The sequence below is a fragment of the Streptomyces alanosinicus genome (genome assembly GCF_014650595.1).
In the GTDB taxonomy this organism is placed as follows: domain Bacteria; phylum Actinomycetota; class Actinomycetes; order Streptomycetales; family Streptomycetaceae; genus Streptomyces; species Streptomyces alanosinicus.
This window is the reverse complement of the sequence record NZ_BMVG01000006.1, coordinates 334,646-358,541: the sequence shown is the minus strand read 5'-3', so window position 1 is coordinate 358,541 and position 23,896 is coordinate 334,646. Positions and strand designations below refer to the sequence as shown.

General features: G+C 70.3%; 20 protein-coding genes and 2 pseudogenes. 9 read left to right on the top strand and 13 right to left on the bottom strand.

Annotated elements, in window-relative coordinates; genetic code table 11:
- The first annotated feature begins 64 nt into the window (after positions 1 to 64).
- The 3 genes from IE277_RS16810 to IE277_RS16800 all read left to right on the top strand — a co-directional run bounded on the left by IE277_RS16810 (position 65) and on the right by IE277_RS16800 (position 2,437).
- A complete protein-coding gene (locus tag IE277_RS16810) occupies positions 65 to 976 on the top strand; it encodes a D-alanyl-D-alanine carboxypeptidase family protein (protein WP_189953140.1) in 912 nt (303 codons plus the stop codon).
- A gap of 101 nt (positions 977 to 1,077) precedes the next feature.
- Positions 1,078 to 1,428: a GntR family transcriptional regulator gene (locus tag IE277_RS16805; RefSeq protein WP_189953139.1), complete on the top strand. Its 351-nt coding sequence runs from the start codon at positions 1,078 to 1,080 to the stop codon at positions 1,426 to 1,428.
- Positions 1,429 to 1,447: 19 nt separating this feature from the next.
- A complete protein-coding gene (locus IE277_RS16800) occupies positions 1,448 to 2,437 on the top strand; it encodes a DUF1648 domain-containing protein (protein WP_189953137.1) in 990 nt (329 codons plus the stop codon).
- A 218-nt stretch (positions 2,438 to 2,655) separates the two neighbouring features.
- Here the strand turns inward: IE277_RS16800 and IE277_RS16795 are convergent, their stop codons facing one another.
- Together IE277_RS16795 and murJ are read right to left on the bottom strand one after the other, a co-directional pair.
- Positions 2,656 to 3,420, bottom strand: a complete 765-nt coding sequence (locus IE277_RS16795; RefSeq protein ID WP_229881602.1) for a hypothetical protein — start codon at positions 3,418 to 3,420, stop codon at positions 2,656 to 2,658.
- Positions 3,421 to 3,540: 120 nt separating this feature from the next.
- Positions 3,541 to 5,109 (bottom strand): murein biosynthesis integral membrane protein MurJ, encoded by a 1,569-nt coding sequence (gene murJ / locus IE277_RS16790; RefSeq protein WP_189953135.1) that lies wholly within the window; start codon positions 5,107 to 5,109, stop codon positions 3,541 to 3,543.
- 193 nt (positions 5,110 to 5,302) lie between these two features.
- Between murJ and IE277_RS16785 the strand changes: the two are divergent.
- A pseudogene (locus IE277_RS16785) lies at positions 5,303 to 5,542 on the top strand (BRO-N domain-containing protein); the annotation flags it as partial.
- A 102-nt stretch (positions 5,543 to 5,644) separates the two neighbouring features.
- Here the strand turns inward: IE277_RS16785 and IE277_RS16780 are convergent.
- The 3 genes from IE277_RS16780 to pdhA are packed head-to-tail and all read right to left on the bottom strand — an operon-like array spanning position 5,645 to position 9,294.
- Positions 5,645 to 7,048, bottom strand: a complete 1,404-nt coding sequence (locus IE277_RS16780) for a dihydrolipoamide acetyltransferase family protein (protein WP_189953133.1) — start codon at positions 7,046 to 7,048, stop codon at positions 5,645 to 5,647.
- Between the two features lie 10 nt (positions 7,049 to 7,058).
- Positions 7,059 to 8,036, bottom strand: coding sequence for an alpha-ketoacid dehydrogenase subunit beta (locus IE277_RS16775; protein WP_189953130.1), 978 nt, complete (start codon positions 8,034 to 8,036; stop codon positions 7,059 to 7,061).
- A 1-nt stretch (position 8,037) separates the two neighbouring features.
- Positions 8,038 to 9,294, bottom strand: a complete 1,257-nt coding sequence (gene pdhA, locus IE277_RS16770) for a pyruvate dehydrogenase (acetyl-transferring) E1 component subunit alpha (protein ID WP_189953129.1) — start codon at positions 9,292 to 9,294, stop codon at positions 8,038 to 8,040.
- Positions 9,295 to 9,616: 322 nt separating this feature from the next.
- Between pdhA and IE277_RS16765 the strand changes: the two genes are divergently transcribed.
- Positions 9,617 to 10,303 carry a response regulator gene (locus tag IE277_RS16765; protein ID WP_189953127.1) on the top strand — a complete coding sequence of 229 codons (687 nt, stop codon included), beginning with the start codon at positions 9,617 to 9,619 and terminating at the stop codon, positions 10,301 to 10,303.
- A gap of 106 nt (positions 10,304 to 10,409) precedes the next feature.
- On the top strand, positions 10,410 to 11,453 hold the full coding sequence (locus tag IE277_RS16760) for a phosphotransferase (RefSeq protein ID WP_189953126.1): 1,044 nt from the start codon (positions 10,410 to 10,412) through the stop codon (positions 11,451 to 11,453).
- A gap of 79 nt (positions 11,454 to 11,532) precedes the next feature.
- Here IE277_RS16760 and IE277_RS16755 read toward each other — a convergent pair whose 3' ends face one another.
- Positions 11,533 to 13,179 (bottom strand): protein kinase domain-containing protein, encoded by a 1,647-nt coding sequence (locus tag IE277_RS16755; protein WP_189953124.1) that lies wholly within the window; start codon positions 13,177 to 13,179, stop codon positions 11,533 to 11,535.
- A 343-nt stretch (positions 13,180 to 13,522) separates the two neighbouring features.
- Between IE277_RS16755 and IE277_RS16750 the strand changes: the two genes are divergently transcribed.
- A complete protein-coding gene (locus IE277_RS16750) occupies positions 13,523 to 15,169 on the top strand; it encodes a Stk1 family PASTA domain-containing Ser/Thr kinase (RefSeq protein ID WP_189953122.1) in 1,647 nt (548 codons plus the stop codon).
- A 118-nt stretch (positions 15,170 to 15,287) separates the two neighbouring features.
- Here IE277_RS16750 and IE277_RS16745 read toward each other — a convergent pair whose 3' ends face one another.
- Positions 15,288 to 15,830 (bottom strand): bacterial proteasome activator family protein, encoded by a 543-nt coding sequence (locus tag IE277_RS16745; protein ID WP_189953120.1) that lies wholly within the window; start codon positions 15,828 to 15,830, stop codon positions 15,288 to 15,290.
- Positions 15,831 to 16,004: 174 nt separating this feature from the next.
- Between IE277_RS16745 and IE277_RS16740 the strand changes: the two genes are divergently transcribed.
- Entirely contained in the window at positions 16,005 to 16,742 is a 738-nt protein-coding gene (locus IE277_RS16740) for a hypothetical protein (RefSeq protein WP_189953118.1), read from the top strand.
- 21 nt (positions 16,743 to 16,763) lie between these two features.
- On the opposite strand, the gene IE277_RS16735 is transcribed toward IE277_RS16740, so the two are convergent.
- Both IE277_RS16735 and IE277_RS16730 read right to left on the bottom strand, forming a co-directional pair.
- Positions 16,764 to 17,744: an NAD(P)H-quinone oxidoreductase gene (locus tag IE277_RS16735; RefSeq protein WP_189953116.1), complete on the bottom strand. Its 981-nt coding sequence runs from the start codon at positions 17,742 to 17,744 to the stop codon at positions 16,764 to 16,766.
- 74 nt (positions 17,745 to 17,818) lie between these two features.
- A pseudogene (locus IE277_RS16730) lies at positions 17,819 to 18,517 on the bottom strand (potassium channel family protein); the annotation flags it as partial.
- An 18-nt stretch (positions 18,518 to 18,535) separates the two neighbouring features.
- Here IE277_RS16730 and IE277_RS16725 point away from each other — a divergent pair.
- Positions 18,536 to 20,215, top strand: coding sequence for a recombinase family protein (locus tag IE277_RS16725; RefSeq protein WP_189953114.1), 1,680 nt, complete (start codon positions 18,536 to 18,538; stop codon positions 20,213 to 20,215).
- 147 nt (positions 20,216 to 20,362) lie between these two features.
- On the opposite strand, the gene IE277_RS16720 is transcribed toward IE277_RS16725, so the two are convergent.
- From IE277_RS16720 to IE277_RS16705, 4 genes are all read right to left on the bottom strand, one after another.
- Entirely contained in the window at positions 20,363 to 21,724 is a 1,362-nt protein-coding gene (locus tag IE277_RS16720; RefSeq protein WP_189953312.1) for a replication initiator, read from the bottom strand.
- Positions 21,725 to 22,020: 296 nt separating this feature from the next.
- Positions 22,021 to 22,218: a hypothetical protein gene (locus IE277_RS16715; protein ID WP_189953112.1), complete on the bottom strand. Its 198-nt coding sequence runs from the start codon at positions 22,216 to 22,218 to the stop codon at positions 22,021 to 22,023.
- Positions 22,215 to 23,516, bottom strand: a complete 1,302-nt coding sequence (locus IE277_RS16710; RefSeq protein ID WP_189953111.1) for an FtsK/SpoIIIE domain-containing protein — start codon at positions 23,514 to 23,516, stop codon at positions 22,215 to 22,217. The genes IE277_RS16715 and IE277_RS16710 overlap by 4 nt, the downstream gene beginning before the upstream one ends.
- Entirely contained in the window at positions 23,516 to 23,863 is a 348-nt protein-coding gene (locus tag IE277_RS16705; RefSeq protein WP_189953109.1) for an SCO3933 family regulatory protein, read from the bottom strand. The genes IE277_RS16710 and IE277_RS16705 overlap by 1 nt, the downstream gene beginning before the upstream one ends.
- Positions 23,864 to 23,896 lie beyond the last annotated feature (33 nt).

Here is a 23,896-nt window from a genome sequence, read left to right as displayed (position 1 = left end):
CTGCTCTCGCCACCTCAACTCGGCCGCACCTCAGGGGCATTCAACACAATCGGGGTACATCACTTTGATTACCGGCATTAAGGGCACCCGCAACACGCGTATCCGCAGAGCCGCCGCCGTCAGCGTCACCTCCGGCGCACTGCTCGCGACCGGCGCTCTCACCGCGGTGCCCGCGCAGGCCGTCACGGCCCCCTCGATCGTGGCCAAGGGCGGCTACGTGATGAACAACGTGAGCGGTACGACGCTCTACACCAAGGCGGCGGACACCAAGCGTTCCACCGGCTCCACCACGAAGATCATGACCGCCAAGGTCGTCCTCGCGCAGTCGAACCTCAACCTCGACAAGCAGGTGACGATCCAGAAGGCGTACAGCGACTACGTCGTCAAGAACAACGCCTCCCAGGCGCACCTGATCGTCGGCGACAAGGTCACCGTGCGCCAGCTGCTGTACGGGCTGATGCTGCCGTCCGGCTGCGACGCCGCCTACGCGCTCGCCGACACCTACGGTTCGGGCTCCACGCGTGACGCGCGCGTGACCAACTTCATCGGCAAGATGAACGCCGCCGCGAAGAGCCTGGGCCTGAAGAACACGCACTTCGATTCCTTCGACGGCATCGGCAACGGCAACAACTACTCGACGCCGCGCGACCTGACGAAGATCGCCAGCAGCGCGATGAAGAGCGCGAACTTCCGCGCGATCGTCAAGACGAAGTCGTACACCGCGAAGACCGTCACCAAGACGGGCGGCACCCGCACGATGGGCACGTGGACGAACACCAACACGCTGCTGTCCAGCTACAGCGGCACCATCGGTGTGAAGACCGGCTCCGGCCCCGAGGCCGGCGCCTGCCTCGTCTTCGCCGCCACCCGCAACGGCAAGACGGTCATCGGCACGGTCCTGGCCTCCACCACGTACGCACAGCGCGCGACGGACGCCACGAAGCTCCTCAACTACAGCTTCTCCAAGCTCGGCTGACACGCCCCCCGCACCCACGGGCCCATCGCGACCAGCGGCGGGCCCGTTCTGCTGCCCACCCACCCCACAATGAAGCTGTTGGTGCTAGTCTTATTAGCACCATGTTGCTGCGTCTGGACACGACCGACACCCGCCCCCTGCACGAGCAGGTCGCGGCGGCGATCCGGCGGGCCGTCGCCGAGGGCGAGTGCCGCGCCGGCGACCGACTGCCGTCGGCCCGCCACCTCTCCGCGACCCTGGACATCAACGTCAACACCGTCCTGCGCGGCCTGCGCGAACTGCGGGACGAGGGCCTGCTGGAGTTCCGCCGGGGCCGCGGGATCACCGTCGCCGAAGGGGCGGCCGGGCGCTCCGGACTGCAGATCAAGGTGCGGGAGCTGATCGCGGAGGCATCCCGCCTCGGCTACAGCCGCACCGATCTCATCGACATGATCCGGGGGACCACCGCATGACGAACGGGGACACGACACCATGACAGACGGGGACTACGACAAAATCGGCAGAGCCGGCCGCGAACGCACCGCACGCTGGGGGCGCGCGGGATGCGTCGCCGCCGTCGCGGTGCTGCTCGCGGGCCTGCCCTGGGCCGCGCGCGACCGGCTGCCCGGCCGACTGGCGACCCACTGGAGCGGCGGTGCCGCCCCCGACGACTCGATGCCGCTGTGGGCGGCCGCCCTGTTCCCGGCCGGCCTCTGGCTGCTGATCGCCCTCGCGGTGAGCGTGCGCTGGCGCCGCTCCTGGCCGGCCGTACGGCCCTGGCGGACGATGACGCTGGCGCCCACCGCGACCGCGCTCATCGGCGCACAGGCGTCCATCGTCCGCGCGAACCTCGACCGCGCCGACTGGCACGACGCCCGCGAACCGGGCCTGGACATCGTGCTGGTCCTGGCGTCGACGGCGGTCGCCGTCGTACTGGCCTGGCGGGTGAGCACCCGCCCCACCCGCGACCCGGCCACCGCCACCCCCGCGCTGAACCTGCCCGAGGGCGAGCGGCTGGTGTGGTTCTCCCGCGCCGCCAACCCCTGGCTGCAACTGCTGGCCGCGCTGACCGGATTGATCGCCGTCGGCGCCCTGGTCGCCCTCGCCGTCGGACTGGCCGACCCCGCCGGGCTGTGGCCGGTGTGCGGGGGCTGCGCCGTCGCCTCGCTCGCCGGCGCCGCCTTCTCCTCGGTGCAGGCGAAGGTGTCCGAGGCCGGCCTGGATGTGTCGTTCGGCCCGCTCGGCTGGCCCGCCCGCCACTGGGCCCCGGACGCCATCGAGTCCGCCCGCGCCGAACACCGGCTGCCGTCCCAGGTCGGCGGCTGGGGCTTCCGCCTCAGCGGCCTCGGCACGACGGTCATGCTCCGCGCCGGCGACTGCCTGGTCATACGCCCCCGAGGCCGCCGCGCGGACTTCGCGGTGAGCGTGGACGACGCCGAGCGGGGCGCGGCCCTGCTGAACGCACTGCGCCGGCGGGACTGAACCGGGCATGGACATCCGGGGGGGAACGACGGCCGTGCGACGCAGCGCGAGGGCGTCCGCCGGACGCTCCGGCAATGGATGCTCCGGCAGTGGGTGCTCTGGCAGTGGATGCTCGGTGTGCGGTGCCATGCGTGGCTCCTCTCGGCCGGCGCGGTCCCCCCTCGGGCCCGCGTCGCCGGGTCAGGAGTCGGGGCCGGCGCGAAAGGTTCCCTCCTTCGTCAGGTTCCCTCCTTCGTCGGAAGCTGGTCGTAGGTCCTGAAGGTGTACGAGGCGTCGTACGACATCAGGTTCCCGGCGGTGGCCGGCAGGCCGAGCCGTCGGTTGACGAGGCCGGTGAGCGGTCCGCAGTGTGCGGCGGCCGGGGCGGTGAACGTGTCGTCGTACGCCGAGAACTCGATCACCGGGGGATCCTGGGAGACCCATGTGGAGGGGCCCGAGCGCTTCAGCTGGAAGTCGACGGGGTCGCTCGCACCTATGGTGCAGCCGTGCGGCACCATCGGGCCGACGAGTCTGAAGCGGAGGCTGAACTGTCCGGTGTAGAAGTCCGACCGGCCGCCGTACTCCGGCTGTATCGCCAGCGCCAGGACGGCCGAGCGATCGCCTGCGGGGGTGCCGGTCAGTCCTCCCGGTATGGCGGTGGGGGAGCTGTGCATCGCACCCCACACCTGCCCCTTGCCGCCGTCCGGCAACGGGCCTTCGGCGTGCGTCATGGTGATCGGGGCGAGGTCCACCGTGACGCTCCCCATGGTCAACCGCGGGGCGGCGGTGTGCACTTCACATCTCCAGCGGGCCGGGTCGACGCCGCCCGGGAGGGACGGGCAGTCACGGAAATCGGTCGCGGCCGCGGCGGGGACGCGAGGCGCGGAGTAGGCGACACCCGGCGCGCACACCGCCGCCGTACCGGCGAGGACAGCGGCGCCCGCGACGGCGGCGGCCCGGCGGGCGGAAGGGGAACCAGGGGCAGCGGCACGGGATTTCTTCATGTGACCAGCGTGCCGCCGTAGCCACTTCGCCACCATCCGTGACGTCCCCGACACCACCCTGATCCGACCCTGAGGCCCTGTCAGGGGCGGGAGACCGGCATGGTGGTGAGCGGGGAAATGTCAGCCGAGTCCGGGAATCCCGCGGAGTTCGCCGATCTTCAGCGCCTTGCCCAGCAGCAGATAGCCGAGGGCCAGCGCGAGCGTGCCGACGACGGTCGTCAGGAGCGCCCCCGCCGTGCCATGCCCCAGCACACCGGCACAGCCGCGCGCCGCCGCCCAGCCGGCCACGGCGCCGCCGCCTCCGGCGCACAGCAGCCTGACGTAGGTGCGGCGCAGGGTGCCGTCGTCGAGCCAGCCCCCGGTGCGGCGGGCCAGCAGACGGGCGGTGAGGACGAGACCGACGACGTAGGAGACGGCGTAGGCGCCGGCCATGCCGGTGACCGCCCACCGTGTGGGCAGCAGCAGATGGCAGGCGGTTGCGAGCGCGATGTTCACCGCCTGAGTCCATACGGCCATGAAGAACGGCGTACGGGTGTCCTCGAAGGCGTAGAAACCACGCAGCAGCAGATACTGCGCCGAGAACGGGATCAGGCCGAGCCCGAAGGCCTGGAGCATATGGCCGAGAGGGCGGGCCGTGGCGGGGTCGGCCGCGCCGTGGCCGAAGAGCAGCACGGCGATGTCCGGCCCGAGCGCGGTGAACAGGAAGGCAGCCGGGACGATCACGACTCCGCTGACCCGCAGCGCCCGGGACAGATCGGCGCGCAGATCCCCGATCCGCCCTTCCGCCGCCGCCTTGCTCATCCGCGGCAGCAGGGCCGTGACCAGGGAGACGGTGACGATGGACTGGGGCAGCATCCAGATCGTCTGCGCGGTGCTGTACGCCGTGTAGCCGACGCCCGCTTTCGGCAGCCGCGTGTCGGCGGCGGTGGCGAAGTTGGTGACGACGGTGAGCCCGACCAGGTTGGTCAGCACGAACAGCAGCGTCCACTTCGCCGCGTGGATCCCGGAGCCGAGTCCCGCGCCGCGCCAGTCGAAACGGGGCCGGAACCGGAACCCGGCGGCGCGGGCGAACGGGACGAGCGCGAGAGCCTGTACGGCGATCCCAAGGGTCGTGCCGACACCGAGCCAGCGGACCTGGGTGCCGGTGACGTCGGCGACGGAGTCGGGGACGGTCATCATCCCGAGATAGATGCCGAACATGGCGACGAGGACGACATTGTTGAGCACGGGCGTCCACATCATGGCGCCGAACTTCTCACGCGCGTTGAGCACTTGGCCGTAGATGGCGAACAGGCCGTAGAAGAAGATCTGCGGAAGCAGGAACCGGGCGAAGACGACGGTCAGCCGGAACGCGTCGTGCTCCTTGGGTGTGTCCCGGACATACAGGGTGACGATCTCCGGCGCCGCCCACACGGCGAGCACGGTCCCGACGGCCAGGACGCTGAGGACGAGGGTCACGAGTCGCTGCTCGTACGCCCGCCCGCCATCGGCGTGCGTGGCCCGCGCCCGCACCAGCTGCGGCACCAGCACGGAGTTCAGCGCACCGCCGATGAGCAGGGTGTACAGGCTGGTCGGCACGGTGTTGGCCGTGTTGTACGTGGTGGCGAGCAGCCCGGTACCGAGGGCGGCCCCTTGCAGCACCTGCCGGACCAGCCCACTGGCCCGCGAGACGACGGTCCCCCCGGCCATGAGCACAGAGGCCCGCCCGACACCACCTCCCGCCACCCGCGCTTCCCCATGCCGAGCCGCGACCTTCTCCCCCGTCACCATGCCGCAAATCTACGGTAGTCAAGAGGGGACCAGGACTCCCGTGCAGGATCGCGAAGGCTGACGCACGTCCACGTGCCCCACGTTTCCGGCGAGCTTCACTTAGGTGGTTCACATGAGCGAACTCAACAAGCGATCACACGCGTCCGAACGGTACGAGGCGATCGACATCAGCGACTTCGCGTACGCGGCGACCGGAGCCCGCGTACGAAGGCTGACCATGCCGGACGGGAACCATTGGTTCCCGGCGGTGGATGTGTGCACGGAACTCGGTTACACCACGCCACGCAAGGCTCTCCTCGATCACGTCCCGGAGGGGCATCGAGAAAGTCTCGAGCCACTGACCGGAAGTCACGGAACCACACACGGAGCGTACGAGTAGAGGGGGCGGTCGCAATCCGAAGTTGCGACCGCCTGCCTCGTTTCCGAATCTCCGAGACTACCTACCCGAGCGCCGTCACGCCCAAGTGATCAGCCTCTTCGGCTGCTCCAGGATCGCCGCCACGTCCGCCAGGACCTTCGAGCCCAGTTCGCCGTCGACCAGGCGGTGGTCGAAGCTCAGCGCCAGGGTGGTCACCTGACGCGGCTTGACCTTGCCCTTGTGGACCCACGGCTGGAGCTTGATCGCGCCGATCGCGAGGATCGCCGACTCCCCGGGGTTGAGGATCGGCGTGCCGGTGTCGACACCGAAGACGCCGACGTTGGTGATCGTCACCGTGCCGCCCTGCATCGCCGCGGGCGATGTCTTGCCCTCGCGCGCGGTCGTCACCAACTCGCCGAGTGCTTCGGCCAGTTGCGGAAGGGTCTTCTCGTGCGCGTCCTTGATGTTCGGCACGATCAGACCGCGCGGGGTGGCCGCCGCGATGCCCAGGTTGACGTAGTGCTTGCGCACGATCTCCTGGGCGGTCTCGTCCCAGGACGCGTTGACATCCGGGTTGCGCTTGATGGCGACCAGCAGGGCCTTGGCGATCAGTAGCAGCGGGTTGACCCGCAGGCCCTGCATCTCCTTGTCCTGCTTCAGCTCTTCGACCAGCTTCATCGTGCGGGTCACGTCCACCGTCACGAACTCCGTGACATGCGGTGCCGTGAACGCCGAACCGACCATCGCCGCCGCCGTCGCCTTGCGGACGCCCTTGACCGGGATACGGGTCTCGCGCACACCGTCGTACGACGCGATCGGCGTCTGCGGCACGGCGGGGGCCGCTGCGATCGGGGCCGCCGGCTCGATCGGCCCGGCCGGCTGCGGCGTGGCCGCCGCGTGGACGTCCTCACGCGTGATGATGCCGTCCGGGCCGGACGGGGTGATCGTGGCCAGGTCAACGCCGAGGTCCTTGGCGAGCTTGCGCACCGGCGGCTTCGCCAGCGGTCGGGGCTTTTCCACGGCCGTGCCGTGGCCGTGGCCGTTCAGCTCGGTCTGGATCGCCTGGGCGGCGGCCTCCGGGACTCCGGTCTCGGCGCTCTTGCGGGGGCGGCGCTTGGTGGAGGACGTCGACACGCCGTACCCGACGAGGACCGGCTGGCGGCCCTGCGGCTTCGACTCCTCCGCGACGGCGGCGGGCTCCGCCTCCGGCTGCACGGCCGGCGCCTCGGGCGCGCCGCCGCCTGCCACGTCCACGGCGATGATGGCGGTGCCCACGTCCACCGTGGTGCCCTCGGGGAAGTGCAGGGACCGGACCACGCCGTCGTAGGGGATGGGCAGTTCGACGGCCGCCTTGGCGGTCTCGACCTCGCACACCACCTGGCCGTCGGTGACCGTGTCACCCGGCTGGACATACCACTTGAGGATCTCGGCCTCGGTGAGTCCCTCGCCGACGTCCGGCATCTTGAACTCGCGTACGGACGCTTCCGTCATCGTCGTCACGACCCTCTCCTCAGAACGCCAGCGAGCGGTCGACGGCGTCGAGCACGCGGTCCAGGTCCGGCAGGTACTCCTCCTCCAGGCGGGCCGGGGGGTAGGGGGCGTGATATCCGCCCACCCGCAGCACCGGTGCCTCCAGGTGGTAGAAGCAGCGCTCGGTGATCCGGGCGGCGATCTCCGCGCCGGAACCGAAGAACACCGGCGCCTCGTGGACCACGACCAGGCGGCGGGTCTTCTCGACCGAGGCCTGGATGGTGTCGAAGTCCAGCGGCGAGACCGAGCGCAGGTCCAGGACCTCCAGGGACTTGCCCTCCTCGGCCGCCGCGTTCGCGACCTCCTGGCACAGCTTCACCATCGGGCCGTAGGCGGCCAGGGTCAGGTCGGTGCCCTCGCGGACGACCTGCGCCCTGTGCAGCGGGGCCGGGATCGCCTCGGCGTCCACGTCGGCCTTGTCCCAGTAACGCCGCTTGGGCTCGAAGTAGATCACCGGGTCGTCGCTCTGGATGGCCTGCTGCATCATCCAGTACGCGTCGGAGGCGTTCGACGGGGAGACGATCTTCAGGCCCGCCACGTGTGCGAAGAGGGCCTCGGGGGATTCCGAGTGGTGCTCGACCGCGCCGATGCCGCCGCCGTAGGGGATGCGGATGACGACCGGCATCTTGACCTTGCCCAGCGAGCGCGCGTGCATCTTCGCGAGCTGGGTGACGATCTGGTCGTAGGCCGGGAAGACGAAGCCGTCGAACTGGATCTCCACCACCGGGCGGTAGCCGCGCAGGGCCAGGCCGATCGCCGCACCGACGATGCCGGACTCCGCGAGCGGCGTGTCGATGACACGGCTCTCGCCGAAGTCCTTCTGCAGACCGTCCGTCACCCGGAACACGCCGCCGAGCTTGCCGACGTCCTCGCCCATGACCAGGACCTTGGGGTCCGTCTCCAGGGCACGGCGCAGCGATTCGTTGATGGCCTTCGCCATCGCCATCTTCTCGGCCATCTCAGCGACCCCCTTCGCTTGCGTCCGCGAACGACGCCTGGTAGGCGGCGAACTGCGCTCGCTCCTCGTCGACGAGCGCGTGCCCGTCCGCGTACACGTTCTCGAAGATGGCGAAGTGGTCCGGGTCGGGCATGGCACGGACCGCTTCGCGCACTCGTTTGCCCAACGTCTCGGACTCGGCCTCGAGTTCCGTGAAGAATCCGTCGTCCGTGTGGTTTGAGGCTTCCAGATACCGGCGAAGGCGCAGGATCGGGTCCTTGGCCTCCCAGGCGGCGCGCTCGTCGTCGGCCCGGTAGCGGGAGGGGTCGTCGGAGGTGGTGTGGGCGCCCATGCGGTAGGTGTACGCCTCGACCAGGGTCGGGCCCTCGCCGCTGCGGGCGCGCTCCAGCGCCCACCTGGTGACCGCGAGACAGGCGAGGACGTCATTGCCGTCGACGCGGACACCGGGGAAGCCGAAACCCTGCGCGCGCTGGTAGAGCGGCACCCGGGTCTGCTTCTCGGTCGGCTCGGAGATCGCCCACTGGTTGTTCTGGCAGAAGAACACCACGGGGGCGTTGTAGACCGCGGAGAAGGTGAACGACTCGGCGACGTCGCCCTGACTGCTCGCGCCGTCGCCGAAGTAGGCGATGACCGCGCTGTCCGCGCCGTCCTTGGTGATGCCCATCGCGTAGCCGGTGGCGTGCAGCGTCTGGGAGCCGATGACGATCGTGTACAGGTGGAAGTTGTTGCCGTTCGGGTCCCAGCCGCCGTTGTTCACGCCGCGGAACATGCCGAGCAGATTGGTGGGGTCGACCCCGCGGCACCAGGCGACGCCGTGCTCACGGTAGGTCGGGAAGACGTAGTCGTCGTCGCGCAGAGCCCGACCGGAGCCGATCTGGGCGGCCTCCTGGCCCAGCAGGGAGGCCCACAGGCCCAGCTCGCCCTGGCGCTGCAGGGCGGTGGCCTCGGCGTCGAAGCGACGAGTGAGCACCATGTCGCGGTACAGGCCGCGCAGATCGTCGGGGGTGATACCGGCGACGTACGCGTCGTACTCCGCGTTCTTGACCCGCTTGCCCTCGGGCGTCAGCAGCTGTACGAGCTCCGGCTCGGTGCTCTTCTTCGCCGCGGCGCGGGTGGTGCGCTTGGTACCGGTGGCTCCGGACGCGCTCCCGGACGTGCCGGACTTCGCCCCGGTGGTGCCGGTCTTGCTGCCGGTGGTGCCGGCCTTGCCTGCGGCGCTGCGTCGCGGCTTGCGCGCGGCACTGCTGTCCACGGTCACGTGTGCTCCTCCGTCGTTCCGGCCCCCGGGGTTGCCGGTAGGCCAGTGCGGCTCACCTGTTTCGACCACCGGGCACGGGGTGGGTGCCACTCGGCCGGGAACAGGCGTGACAGGTGCCCCGGCGAGCGCCCTGCAACCATCACGTTACCCAGTGCTCCACATTTCTGTGAAACCCCACCTGACCTGCGATTTTGCTTGGATTTCCAAGTAAATCGAGAAGGTACGGAAGCGTGCTGGTCACAGCCTCGCGAAAGGCCGGAGCAACCGCACGTTATCCCGCTGACCCAGCTCACGGGAAGAGTTTGTGTGTGAGACTGACTCCGTGCACGAAGGCGGAAAAATCAGGGTATTTCTCCTCGACGACCATGAGGTGGTCCGCCGCGGAGTCCACGAGATGCTCTCCGTCGAGCCGGACATCGAGGTGGTCGGCGAGGCCGGCACGGCGGCCGACGCGCTGGTGCGCATTCCGGCCACCCGGCCCGACGTGGCGGTGCTGGACGTACGGCTGCCGGACGGCAGCGGGGTCGAGGTGTGCCGGGAGGTCCGCTCCAGGGACGAGACGGTGCGCTGCCTGATGCTGACCTCGTTCGCGGACGACGAGGCGCTGTTCGACGCGATCATGGCAGGCGCCTCGGGGTACGTCCTGAAGGCGATCCGCGGCAATGAACTGCTGCAGGCGGTACGGGACGTGGCCGGCGGAAAGTCCCTGCTGGACCCGGTCGCCACCGCGCGCGTGCTGGAGCGGCTGCGCGACGGCGGCACCGCGCGTACGGACGACAAGCTCGCGCAACTCACCGAGCAGGAGCGGAAAATCCTCGAACTGATCGGGGAGGGACTCACCAACCGGCAGATCGGCGAGCGTTTGCATCTCGCCGAGAAAACGATCAAGAATTACGTCTCAAGTCTGCTTTCCAAGCTCGGCATGCAGCGCCGTTCGCAGGCCGCCGCTTATGTCGCCCGTATGCAAGCGGAAAAGAGCGGCGGCGGCCGCGGTATCGGAAATCTTTGATAAAGCCTGGCGCGTGCGGCGTACCCTGTGACCAAAAGCGATCGTCGGCGACTGCCTGTGATAAGCCCCAGCTCACAGCCGCTTTTCGTGCCTTAACATCTGCGGCGTGCCGCGCTCATGTGTACCACCGCTCGCTTCCCACGCGCCCCCTCTGGGCGTCCTGCTCCGCCTGTACGCCGCGGGCAGCGCCCTCACATGCGAGCCGGTCGACCAGGGTCTGCTGAACCGCGGCTACCGGCTGTGCACCACCCGCGGCCGCTATTTCCTCAAGCACCACTTCGACCCCGACACCGCCGACCCGGCCGCCATCGAGCGCCGGCACCGCGCCACCCAGCGCCTGGCCGACCTCGGCGTCCCGGTCTCCGTACCGCTCGCGCACCGCGAGGGCCGTACGGTCGCCGTCGTCGGCGGCCACGCCTACGCCCTGCACCCCTGGATCGACGGCAGGCACCGTCACGGCGGCCAGCTGACCCGTGGGGAGAGCGCACGCCTGGGGGCGCTCCTGGGCGCCGTGCACGCCTGTCTGGAGCGCGTCATGCCACCCAAGGGGCGCACGCGCCCGGCCACGAGCCCCCACCCGGTGGAGAGCGCCGACCCCGCCGACACCTTCGCCCTCATCGACGATCTGCTCGCCCAGGTGCGCCGGCACCGCCCCGCCGACGCCTTCGACGAACTGGCCCGCCACCGGCTGCTGGAACGCCGCGCGCTCCTGGAGCAGCACGAGGACCGGCGCCCGCCGCCCGGCGGCTCGGTGGGCTGGGTGCACGGCGACTTCCACCCGTTCAACGTGCTCTACAAGGACGACACCCCGGCGGCCATCGTCGACTGGGACCGGCTCGGCGTACAGCCGCGCGCCGAGGAGGCCGTACGCGCCGCCGCGATCTTCTTCGTGCGCCCCGTGGGCGCCCTGGACCTGCCGAAAGTGCGCGCCTACGCGCGCGCGTACCGGCGCGCTGCCGATGCCGCGCCCTCCGAGCTGGCGGCGGCCGTGCACCGGGTCTGGTGGGAGCGCCTGAACGACTTCTGGATGCTGCGCTGGCACTACGAGCGCGGTGACACGCGCGCGGACTGCCAGTTCCCGGCCGCGTCGGCGCTCGCGGTGTGGTGGACACGCGAGTACGACGCGGTGTGCGACGCGTTCGTGCAGTGAGCGCGGACGGGCCGGCGGAGGCGAGCGCCGACGGGCCGGCTCACGGGGAGGCGGCCGTCGCCGGTGTCGTGGGTGTCCTTCAACCGGTGGGGTCGCCCGCGCCGCCGCCGTCCGCCGTGGTGCCGGCGACGGTGCCGCCGTTCGTCGCGCCGCTGTCCGTGGTGCCGCCGTTCGTCGCGCTGCCGTCCGTGGTGCCGCCGTCCGTGGTGCCGCCGTCCGTGGTGCCGCCGTCCGTGCCGCCGGTCGTCGGGTCCGTGGACTGCGACGGCGAGGTCTGCGGGTCCGACGGCTGGTCGGTCGGGCCCGAGGACTGCGACTGCGACGTCTGCGGGTCCGACGGCGTGTAGCCGGACCCTCCCGAGTTCGAGTCGGAGCCGTTGTCGGTGGCCGGGTCGGAGGGCTGGTCGGTGGTGTCGTCCGACGGGGTGGGGGTGCCCGTGTCGTCCTTCGTGGACTTCGAGTGCGTCGCCGGCGGCTTGGTGTCGGGGCCCGTGCCGGTGCCGGCGCCCGTGCCCTTGAGGGCCAGCGCGACGCCCGCCGCGATCGCGATGACCGCGAGGACGGCGAGGATCCACAGCTTGCCGCGGCCGCTGCCCTTGTTGCCGTGCCCCTCGAAGCCTCCGTCGTCGCCGTTGCCGTAGCCGGAGGGCAGGATCGGCTGCGGGATCTGCGCGGTGCCGGCGCCGTACGCGCCCGGGTGCTGCATCGCGGTCGTCCCCGCGAAGCCGCCAGCCGGGGTGTGCCGGCCGTCGTGCGCCTCCACCGGGCCGGTGTTCCAGGTGCCGGTGTGGCCGCCCTGGTCGTACAGCATCTGCAGGCCGTACTGGACCATGCCGCGCATCTCCTCGGCCGTCTGGAACCGGTCGTCCGGTTCCTTGGCGAGCGAACGCATGACCAGGCCGTCCAGCTCCGGCGGGCAGCCGTCGGAGAACTCGGAGGGCGGGGTCGGGATGTCCTGGACGTGCTGGTAGACCACCGACAGCGGGGTCTCGCCGGTGAACGGGGGCCGCAGCGCGAGCAGTTCGAACAGCAGGCAGCCGGTCGCGTACAGGTCGGAGCGGTGGTCCACGGCCTTGCCGAGCGCCTGCTCCGGGGAGAGGTACTGGGGCGTGCCCATGACCATGCCGGTCTGCGTCATCGTCGACTGTGCGCCGTGCAGCGCACGCGCGATGCCGAAGTCCATGACCTTGACGGCGCCACTGTTGGTGATGATCACGTTGGCGGGCTTGATGTCGCGGTGCACGATGCCGTGCTGGTGCGAGTAGGCGAGCGCCTCCAGCACCCCGGAGACGATGATCAGGGCCTGCTCGGGCCCCGGCGCCTCGGCGTTCAGCAGCAGATCGCGGATGGTGCGGCCCTCGACCAGCTCCATCACGATGTACGGCACGGACTGGCCGCCGACGAAGTCCTCGCCGGAGTCGTACACGGCGACGATCGCGTGGTGGTTGAGGCCGGCGACGGACTGTGCCTCACGCGTGAAGCGCGCCTTGGAGACCGGGTCCTCGGCCAGGTCGGCACGGAGCAGCTTCACGGCGACGGTACGGCCCAGACGGACGTCCTCGGCCGCGAACACCTCGGCCATGCCGCCCCGGCCCAGCCGGTGGGTCAGCCGGTACCGGCCGTCGCCGACAAGCCCTCCGTTGCCCCACAACTCCGGCGCGTCCGACATACCGCCGCCACTCGCCTCGGGGTCGGACGGGCCCTGGGCGCGCTGCGTCTGTGCCATCAGTCCTCGCCGTCGTTTCTGCCCGCGGTGCGCGCGGTGTTGTCACGGTCTCCGTCGGCCACGCTACAGCCTTAGCGCGAGCCACCGGTTCGGAACCGGAACCGGGACCGGCCGAAGCCAGACCGGCCATAAAACCTCTAGCACGCGCTGTCGTGCAAATTCTGTGTACCGGTGGTAGGGCCCCTGTAACGCTTGCGCGACGCTTCTTGCGCGTACGGTCACGGAACGGGCACCGAGCTTGACGTGTCACTGCCCTGGGGCAGACTTGGCCGGGAATGACACATTCGATCAAGGCCCGTGCGATGAGCGAAGCCGCCGGACGGCCAGTGGGGGACGCGGAGAGATGAGCCAGGACGGCGCACACGGCCGGTACTCGGGGCAGTCGCTGGCCGGCGGCCGCTACCAGCTGCGGGACCTGCTCGGTGAGGGCGGCATGGCCTCGGTGCACCTGGCGTACGACGCCGTGCTCGACCGCCAGGTCGCGATCAAGACGCTGCACACGGAGCTCGGCCGGGAGCAGGCCTTCCGCGAGCGCTTTCGCCGCGAGGCCCAGGCCGTGGCCAAGCTCACGCACACCAACATCGTCTCGGTGTTCGACACCGGCGAGGACGATCTCGGTGGCATGACGACGCCGTACATCGTCATGGAGTACGTCGAGGGCCGCCCGCTCGGCTCCGTCCTCGACCAGGACATCCGGCAGCACGGCGCGATGCCCGCCGACAAGGCGCTGAAGGTCACGGCCGACGTGCTGGCCGCGCTGGAGATCAGCCATGAGATGGGGCTGGTCCACCGCGACATCAAGCCGGGCAACGTAATGGTGACCAAGCGCAACGTCATCAAGGTCATGGACTTCGGCATCGCCCGTGCCATGCAGTCCGGCGTGACGTCGATGACACAGACCGGCATGGTCGTCGGCACCCCCCAGTACCTCTCCCCCGAGCAGGCCCTCGGCCGGGGCGTGGACGCCCGCTCCGACCTGTACTCGGTCGGCATCATGCTGTTCCAGCTGGTCACCGGGCGGCTGCCGTTCGACGCGGACTCGCCGCTCGCGATCGCGTACGCGCATGTGCAGGAGGAGCCGGTGGCTCCTTCGTCGATCAACCGCTCCCTGCCGCCCGCGGTGGACGCGCTGGTGGCCCGCGCGCTGAAGAAGAACCCGAACGAGCGCTTCCCGACGGCCGAGGCCATGCGGGACGAGTGCCTGCGCGTCGCCGCCTCCTTCCAGGCGGCCGCGCCGAGCATCGTGGCGGGCGCCGGTCCGTCGCAGAGCGGCTCGGGCGTCGGCTCCGCCGTGTTCCCGCCGGTCGACCGGACCACGCCGGCGGCCCAGGGCCAGGTCCAGACGCCGTACCAGCCGGGCCCGTACGGCACGCCGCAGACACCCGCCCCGGCCTACGGCTACCCGCAGCAGGGCGGCTTCCAGACGCCGCCTCCGGCGGGCTACGGCCCGCAGGGCGCGCAGAGCCCGACGGCGTACTCGGCCGCGCCGCAGCCGGCCACCCAGCCCGCCGCCCAGCCGGCCACGCCGGCCTCTGGCGGCGGCAAGAGCAACAAGCCGGTGATCATCGGCTCGGTCGTGGTGTCGCTCGTCGCGGTCGTCGCCCTGGTCGTCGCCTTGACGATGAGCGGTGGCAGCAGTGACGACAAGGGCGGTGGCGGCGCGAGCGCGTCGGCGTCGGCGTCCTCGAACCCGGTGGGCTACCGCGGACCGGACCGGACCCGGGTCATCGACAAGGCCAAGTGCACGGATCCGACGGAGACCTGGAACGACTCCAGCAAGGTGGACCTGCCCGACTTCCGGTACAAGGACCTCAACTCCGTGAAGGCGTGCTTCCAGGCCGCGGGCTGGGAATACAAGATCATCACGCAGGACGACAACACCTGGGGCAAGGACACCGTCCTGGACCAGTTCCCGGCCGAGGGCACGGGCATCGACAAGAAGAACCCGGGCACGATCCAGCTGACGGTCTCGACCGGCAAGCCTGCCTGACACCGGCCGCCCGCAGACGGCAAAGGAGCCCGGCACGATGTCCGTGCCGGGCTCCGCTTGTCACAGATACGGGTCGGTGAAGGCCCTCACAGATACGGGTCGGTGAAGGCAGGGTCTGTCAGAGATACGGCCCGCCCGAGCGGCCCCCGGCGCGGGGGTCGTCGCCCTCGTGGCCACCCACTCCCGGCGGGAGCGCGCGGCGCATCTGCTCCAACTGGGCCCGCGCGGCCATCTGCTGGGCGAACAGCGTGGTCTGGATCCCGTGGAAGAGGCCTTCCAGCCAGCCCACCAACTGCGCCTGCGCGATCCGCAGTTCCGCATCGCTCGGCGTGGCGTCGTCGGTGAACGGCAGGGAGAGCCGTTCCAGTTCCTCGACCAGCTCCGGCGCGAGGCCGTCCTCCAGCTCCTTGACCGAGCTGGCGTGGATCTCCTTCAGCCGCACCCGGCTCGCCTCGTCCAGCGGAGCCACGCGCACCTCCTCCAGGAGCTGCTTGATCATGCTGCCGATCCGCATGACCTTGGCCGGCTGTTCCACCTGCTCCGTCACCGGGATCTCGCGGGACTCGTCGTCCCCGTTGCCGCCGCCGAGTGCCATCCCGTCCTGGCCCACGACGAGGATCTGGGGGTTCTCTGGCGACCGTTCGTTCCTCGGCATCTCCATGCCGCCATTCTCTCGCACCCGTACACCTCATCACCGTGGTGCCCCCTCTTGGGGCTGATCCACCGTTTAGACCCGACGGCGCATTCTGAAATGCCCTGTTCGCTCGTGAATGTGAGGCTTATTTCCGTCGGTCATCCATCGATCACGACATCCGGGCTGCGAGAGGTCACCGACGTGACTCCATGGCTGCACATCACACACCGCTGCACACGGCTGCTGTTCGTCCTCGTGGCGGCCCTGTCCCCGTACGGCACCGTCACTACGTACGCCACGCCCGCGTACGCCGCCGAGCCCGGCCCCGAAAGCTCCGCCGCCCCGGTACACCCGCGGCGCCCCACCTCGCCGGACGCGGGCCGTCCGGCCTCTCCCCGCCATGCGCCGGGCCTTCCCGGCCGCCCGGATCCTCCCGGCTCCCCGGACGGTCCCGGCCCGGATCCCGCGGATCCCGCCGACCACGATCCCGGCGCCTCCACCGGTCAGGGGCACGACCCCTCGGACCACTCCTCGCGCCCGCCCATGCCCACCGACTCCGCCTCCGCCTCGTACCGCCCCGGGCGCACCGTCGAGCCGAGCCGCGCGGGCAGCCGGGCCGGTGAGGGGCGGATGCGGCCGGGCCGGCCGGACGGGCCCCCGGCCGAGATCGAGGGCGACGACGATCCCGTGACCACCCGGGCACCCTCCTCCGGACGGCCGGAGGAGCCGGAGACCGCGAACCTCCCGGCCGCGACACCGGTGCCTTCGAACACCTCCGGCCATGCCGTTCCCGATCAGCCCCGCACCGAGAACGGCGCCCGGCAGGGCAGGACCGCCACCCAGCCGGTCCTGCAGATCCTCCCGCTGGGCACCGGCCTGGTCCTCATCGGCCTCGGCCTGGCCCTGGCCTTCCTGGGCCTGAGGCTCCGCAGGAGCTGACGACCGGCTCCGGCGGGCGGCTCACGACGTCACCAGCAGCACCTTCCCGACATGGCCGCTCGCCTCCACCACCCGGTGTCCCTCGGCCGCCTCCGGCATCGGCAGCTCACGGTCCACGACCGGCCGCACATGGCCCGCGGCCAGCAACGGCCACACATGCTCACGCACCGCGGCCACGATGGTCGCCTTCTCGCTCAGCGGCCGCGCCCGCAGGGAGGCCGCACTGACCGCGGCCCGCTTGCCGAGCAACGTGCCGATGTCCAGCTCGCCCTTGATCCCGCCCTGCATACCGATGATCGCGAGACGACCGCTGACAGCGAGCGCCTGCACATTGCGGTCCAGGTACTTCGCACCCATGTTGTCGAGGATCACATCGGCCCCCGCACCCCCGGTGGCCTGCTTGATCTCGGCGACGAAGTCCTGCTCGCGGTAGTTGATGAGGATGTCCGCGCCCAGCTCGGCGCACCGCTCCAGCTTCTCCTTCGTACCGGCCGTCACCGCGACCTTGGCGCCGACGGCCTTGGCGAGCTGGATCGCCATGGTGCCGATGCCGCTGGACCCCCCGTGCACGAGCAGCGTCTCACCGGGCCTCAGATGGGAGATCATGAACACGTTGGACCAGACCGTGCACACCACCTCGGGCAGCGCGGCGGCCTGTGTGAGGCCGACGCCCTCGGGCACGGGCAGCAGCTGCCCGGCCGGTACGACGACCTTCTCGGCGTAGCCGCCACCGGCGAGCAGCGCGCACACCTCGTCGCCCACGGCCCAGCCGGACACTCCGGGACCGAGCTCGGCGATCCTGCCGGAGCACTCCAGGCCGGGGAAGGGGGACGCTCCGGCCGGCGGATTGTAGAAGCCCTGCCGCTGCAGGATGTCGGCACGGTTGACGGCGCTGGCCACCACCTCGACCAGCACCTCGCCCTCGCCGGGCACCGGGTCGGGGACCTCCGCCCACACCAGCGCCTCGGGACCGCCAGGTTCGGGAATCGTGATCGCATGCATGCCCGCGACGCTACTCCCCACAGGTGGCGCCGTCGGGGCAGACCCGCTCGCTCCCGGCTGTCCGGGACGCCGCGTCAGTCGCGGGGCAGCGGCCGGCTGTCCCGGGTGACCTGGTTGCCGGGGGACGCGCGGACGATCGTGATGAGCCGGTCGGTCAACTGGAGCGCGCCGACGGCCGGATCGTCGTAGCCGAGCACCCGATGCCCTCGTACGACGCTCACCACCAGGTCGTCGGTGTCGCGCGTCCGCTTGCCCACCTCGCCGCGGGCCACGGGGCGTTCGACAAGGTCCAGCCCGCTGCCCTGCTGGATCAGGTCCTCCATGACCATGCCGGCGGCGGGGCTGAGCACGGAGAGGCCGAGCAGCCGGCCGGCGGCGCTGGCACTGGTGATGACGGCGTCGGCCCCGGACTGCTGGAGCAGCGGCGCGTTCTCCTCCTCGCGCACGGCGGCGACGATCTTCGCGCTCCGGTTGAGCTGTCGCGCCGTCAGCGTGACGAGGACGGCGGTGTCGTCGCGCTGCGGGGCCACGATGATCTGCCGGGCCTTGTGCAGTTCGGCCCGCTTGAGCACATCGCTGCGGGTGGCGTCGCCTATGACCCCGGCGTAGCCCTCGGCGGTCGCCGCGTCGACGGCCTTCGCGCTCGGGTCCACCACGACCACCTGCTCCTTCTTCAGCCCTGTCGCGCAGACGGTCTGGATCGCCGACCGCCCCTTGGTGCCGAAGCCGATCACGACGGTGTGGTCGCGCAAGGTGGACCTCCAGCGCTTTCGCGGAAGTACCCTAAGGCCATGGACAACGACCTTGTACAGCGCGCACGTTGGGGAGACTTAGCAGGGCAGAACTGGGCCGGACTGGTCCGGCTGTCCTTCGAGGTGGACGAGGGCCCCGGTACCGGTGAGAGCGACGCTACCGGCACCACGGAGGCCAAGGCCGCGTTCCGGCCGATGACCGGGCGGGACATCCGGAGCCGGGACGAGCAGGAGAAGGACAACCGGTCCTTTGTCGAGTCGCGCGGGGGACGGTACGTCTTCACGTACGAGGAGCCCGACACGAGTGCGTGGAAGCGCAAGCGCGTCCGTCTACCCAACGGTGAGATCGGGTACCGGGTGATCCGACCCGTCTTCGAAGGTGCGCTTGAAGATCTGAAGCGAGGCACCGCGCCGAACGGCGAGCGGCTGGACGGTTTGATCGTCTACGACATCGACCGCCTCACGCGCGACAACCGGCACCTTGAAGACGCGATCGAGGTCGTGGAGAACTTCAAGCGCCCCATCATCGATATCACGGGCACTTTGGATCTCCTCACCGACAACGGACGCACGGTCGCGCGCATCGTCACCGCTACCGCCAACAAGCAGTCCGCCGACACGGCCCGCCGGGTGACACGCAAGCATCGCGCGCTGCAACAGGCCGGGATTCCGACCGGCGGGGTCAGGCCCTTCGGCTGGAAGGAGGACAAGCGCACTCTGAACCCAGAAGAGGCCGAGTGGCTACGGAAGATCGTCCATTGGCTACTCGAAGGAAAGCCGATCTCCGCCATCATCAGGAAGCTGAACGATGCAGGAGTGACCACGTCGACTGGCCGGAAGTGGTCGCATCCTGGGCTCAAGGCAGTAGTGAGGAATCCCCGCCTGTGCGGCTACCGCTCCCGCCAGGTCATCGACATCGACCCGGTGACGGGCACAGAGAACAAACGGGTTGAGATCGTCTTGGACGCGGAGGGCAAGCCCGTCATCGGGCAGTGGGAATCCGTTGTCTCCGTTGAGGAATGGGAGGCCGTCACGGAGATGCTCGGGCCGAACCCCGAGCCGGGATTGGGCCACAACACACGGAAGTACCTCTTGCGTGGCACCCTGCGCTGCGACCGTGACGGGTGCGGCGCACCGCTTCGGGTCCGGAAGGCCGAGAAGAGTCGCAACAAGCCGGAGGGTTACTTCTACTACACGTGCCCCAGCAGCGGCAGCGTTCCGTCAGGGTGCGGCGGAACGAAGATCGGCGGCCCCGAGACGGACAAGGCCGTCTCCATGATGGTGATCGCGAAGCACCAGGAGGAGACGGCCAAGCGGCAGGCCGAGCCAGAGCCCATGACGTGGGACAAGGAAGAGGAGCTGACGCGGGTCAACGAGGACATCGGGGATCTGAAGCAGGCTCGTAAGGCCCGGATCATCACCGCCGAGACGTACTTCACGCAGCTTGCGGAACTCGAAGCCGAGAAGCGTCGTCTCAGGAACGAGCGAAACCGCATCCTGCGCAGCAAGCACACAGCGGAGAGAGCGCCCGTCGATCTGGCGAAGACCTGGAACGACTTGTTGCTCAGCGAGCAGCGCGCCTACGTCGAGGACTTGTTGCTTGCCGTACTGGTCGCACCCGCAGTCGGACGCGGGAGGCCCGTACGCGAGCGTCTGACTCCGATGTGGAGGCCGAAGGGGGAGCAGGCGGAAGCGTCGTCGCAGGACGGTTCCGAGTAGCGTCCGAGTCAGGACGAGCAGGACGTGAGGCGACGGGCAGGCCGAGGATCGTGTTCGCCCGTCGCCAGTCGTTGTCCGACCACGCGGGCGCTTTGCGCGCTTGCTCCCGAGCCCAGGCCCAGTCGTCGTCCCCTTCCAGAGGGAGTCTCAAGCGGACCTCCCCTCACGGCTGGCCCATTCATCTGCGGCGGTCTCTCGGTTCTGTGCAAGGTCGTCTGCGATGCCGGCGGCGATGAGGGCAGCGCCGGGGGTGTGGCCGGCCCCGACGTAGCGCCAGTACCGTTCCGTGACCGCGTCCGGAAGGTCGACACGGCCCATGTGGTGGGCGCGTTCGGCGCGGAGCGCGGCGTAGGTGGTGGAGTAGGCGCGGGACTTGGTGAGGATGTGGCCTCGGTATCCGAGTGTGTGAGCCCAGGCCCGCAGGCGGAGAGGCTCGTACTCAGGCAGGTCGCCGAGACGCCAGCAGGCTTGGATGAGGGTGCGGACGTGTGCGCTGACGGGTGCCGACTCGATGTCCGCCCAGGTGGTGAGCGGGTGGTCGAGGCCGGCGCCTGTCTCGCTTGCGCCCTTGGTGACGTACTTGGCGACGTACGCGGCGACCGCGTCATCGTCGGGTCCGTCGCCGTCGACGCGCAGAGGTCTTGCGTCGACCTGAGCACCCCAGCGCAAGGCCAGCTCCCCCACGGCCGGGCTGTAGGGCGTGTGGACCAGGACGCGCCGGGCGGAGGCGCGCACCGCGTCGATGAGCAGTTCCGCGGTGCCCCAGGCCGGGGGGTTGCTGTCGGGTCCGTTCGGGCCGTCGAGGCGGACGACGGCGTGCACGTGGACGGCCGCGCGTTTCTGGTACTCGGCGACGCGGGCGAAGGACAGCCGGGCGTGCTGGGCGAAGCGGGACTGTACGAGGCCGACGGAGGAGGCCAGGCGTCGCCGGACGTCGATGACGAAGCGGTCCCAGAGCTTGGAGGCGTGTGCGTGCCAGAGGACGTGGGCGGTGTAGTCGTAGCAGTCGAGGCAGAGCGGTTGGCCGACGGCCGGAGCGTCCGGGGGATGGATGGCGCCGCAGCCAAGGGGGCGTCCGTGTTCGCAGGTGCCGCCATCGCGGCGGGGACGGCACGTTTCCCCGGACCGGTGGACGGGGCCGAAGGACGGGGCGGTCAGGGTGACGAAGAGCCGGGGACGGTGGCGGACCGTGTCGGGGACGTTCTTGCCACCGAGGAGGCCGGCGCGGACGAGGTGGTAGGTGTCTCCGGCATGGAGGCGGGAACAGGCCGGGCAGATGGTGGCGCGGCGGTTGCGGCAGCGGACGAGGAGGCGTTCGCCGGGTTCGCTGCGGGTGTCGTAGTGGTGGAGGATCTCGCCGGTTGAGCCGTCCACTGTGGTGGCGGAGCCGGAGAGGTGGATGGGGTGGGAGCAGCCGCCGGTTGCAGTGATCTGCTCCAGCAGGCGCGGAAACTTGGGGTCTTGGGCGAGGCGGATGGCGTCGCGGTCGGATTCGGGGATCTGACGCAGGCGCGCCGCGCGGTCGAGAACGGCGCGCCGGTCAGCCGGGGTGAACTCCGGGGTGATGGTGGTGACCTTCCGGGGTGGGCCGCCGAAGCGGCACGGTTGGTGGTGGGTGGTGCGCCGTGGGTCATGGGGATCACCTCCGTGTGGGGGGTGGTGGGTTGGTGGTCAGCGGATGGTTCCGGTGCCCCGGCAGATGCGACAGCGGCGCATCCGTCCGGTCCAGGTCTTGCGGGCTCCGTCGCCCTTGCAGTGGGGGCACCTGACGCGAGGCATGGGCATGCTCGGTGTGTCCTTCCGGATCAGAAGTGGTGGAAGCCGCTGAGGAACCAGGTCAGGAAGCCGTTGACCGTCAGGGCCACAGGGGTCTCGCCCAGGTACATGCCGAACAGGGCGATGCAGGCCGCTTCCCAGATCCGCACGTCACGAGCGCGGACGAGGAGGACGGTGATGATCCCGAAGACCACGACGAGCGAGACGGCCGTACCGGTGCTGATCACTTGGCGTCCCCTTCCAGACCGGCGAGAGCGCGGCCTATGGCAGGCAGCTCCGGGGTCGTTGCGGCGTACTTCCGGGATGTCGTCACGGCTTCGTCGGTCGGGGTGAGGTGGGAGCGGGCGCGGCTCCAGCCGCCGTCGGGGCCGGTGCAGACGGCCACGCCGCGTTCCTCCGCCGTGATCGACTGGGCGACAGCGACCGCGTCCTTGTTGAGGTCGCCGAGGGTCATCTCGGCGGTGCCGGGGTCGTTGACGCGGTGGCAGATGCGGCCGCCGAGCTGGGCGCGCAGGGCGGTGACGCCGGGGCCGAGGTCGGAGCCGACCCGCTGTCCGGCGACGACCAGGTGCAGGCCGAGCGCCGCGCCGAGCTGTCCGATACGCAGCAGGAGCGTGGAGCACTGCTCCGCCTCTGCCTTGCTCTCGCGGGTGCCGTCCGATAGGTACAGTTCCGCGATCTCGTCCACGATCACGACGACCGGCACCGGCCGCGCCTTGTCCGACAGCTCCCAGATCGAGCGCACCCCGGCCGCCCGGCAAGCGCTCATCCGGTCCTGCATGTCGACCACCAGCGCGGAGAGCACGGCGACCGCTTCACGCCTGCACGTCGCGAGCGCGCTCAACCGCCGGGCGAACAGGCCCAGTTCCATGCCGCCCTTGCAGTCGATGCCGACCAGGGCGACCGGCTGAGAGGCGAGCTGAGTGATCAACCTGGCCAGCAGCGTGGACTTGCCCGAGCGGGTGGCACCGACGATGAGCCAGTGGGGCACAAGCCGCAGGTTCATCACCCAGGCGCCGCCGCTCTCCAGGACCCCGATGAGCGCGGATAGCAACTCGGCGGGGGCCGAGGCTAAGCCGGGCCGCTGGAGCGGATCCGTGGCCGTCGCGGTGAGCAGCACGATCCCGCGTTCCGGCGAGGTGACGCGGACCGCGTGGACCTTCCAGGCGTGCATCAGCGCATCCGCCGCCTTCAGGAAGGTGGCCGGGGTCTGGCCCGCGTGCAGCCGCACGACCATGGTCAGGCCCGTACGGGTGGCGCGCGGGAAGGAGATCCGGGGGGCCACCGGCCGCAGCGGGTCACCCTTGACGACCAGGTCGCCGAGGAGCCCGCGCGGCGGGCGCTTGGCCACGGCCAGGTCGTTGAGCTGGGCGACCTTGCCCCAGGTGAACACCACCCGGCATGCGGTTGCCGGGTAGCCGACCAGATACCAGTGCCAGGCCGGGCGGTGCCGGCGGACCAGGTCACCGACGACGAACACCCACGTCAGTACCGCGAGGCCGAGGGTGAGCAGGACGGGGCCCATCAGGCATCACCGCCCTTGGCGTGCGCGGGACTGCCGGTGACGGGGGTGATCGCGTCGGCGCGGAAGCTGACGCCGTGCCGGTCGCCCATCGACCAGGTGAACGCCGTCAGGCCGGTGACCTTGACGATCTGTCCTTCCTCGATGCCCTTCGGCTGGCCGCTCACGGCGATCTCGATGACGGAGATCCGCCGTCGGTCCTGCCGCACGGTGACGGCCACGGTCCAGACCGGGTTGCCCTCCCGGTCCCTCTTCACCTCCTGCGTCTCGGTGTTGCTGAGCTTTGCTTCCGGCGCGATGGCGCACCGCAGTACGCCCAGTCGCGTCGTGTCCACGGGAATGGACTGCATTTCTTTGGCCTCCCTGGCCAGTCAGGACGCCAG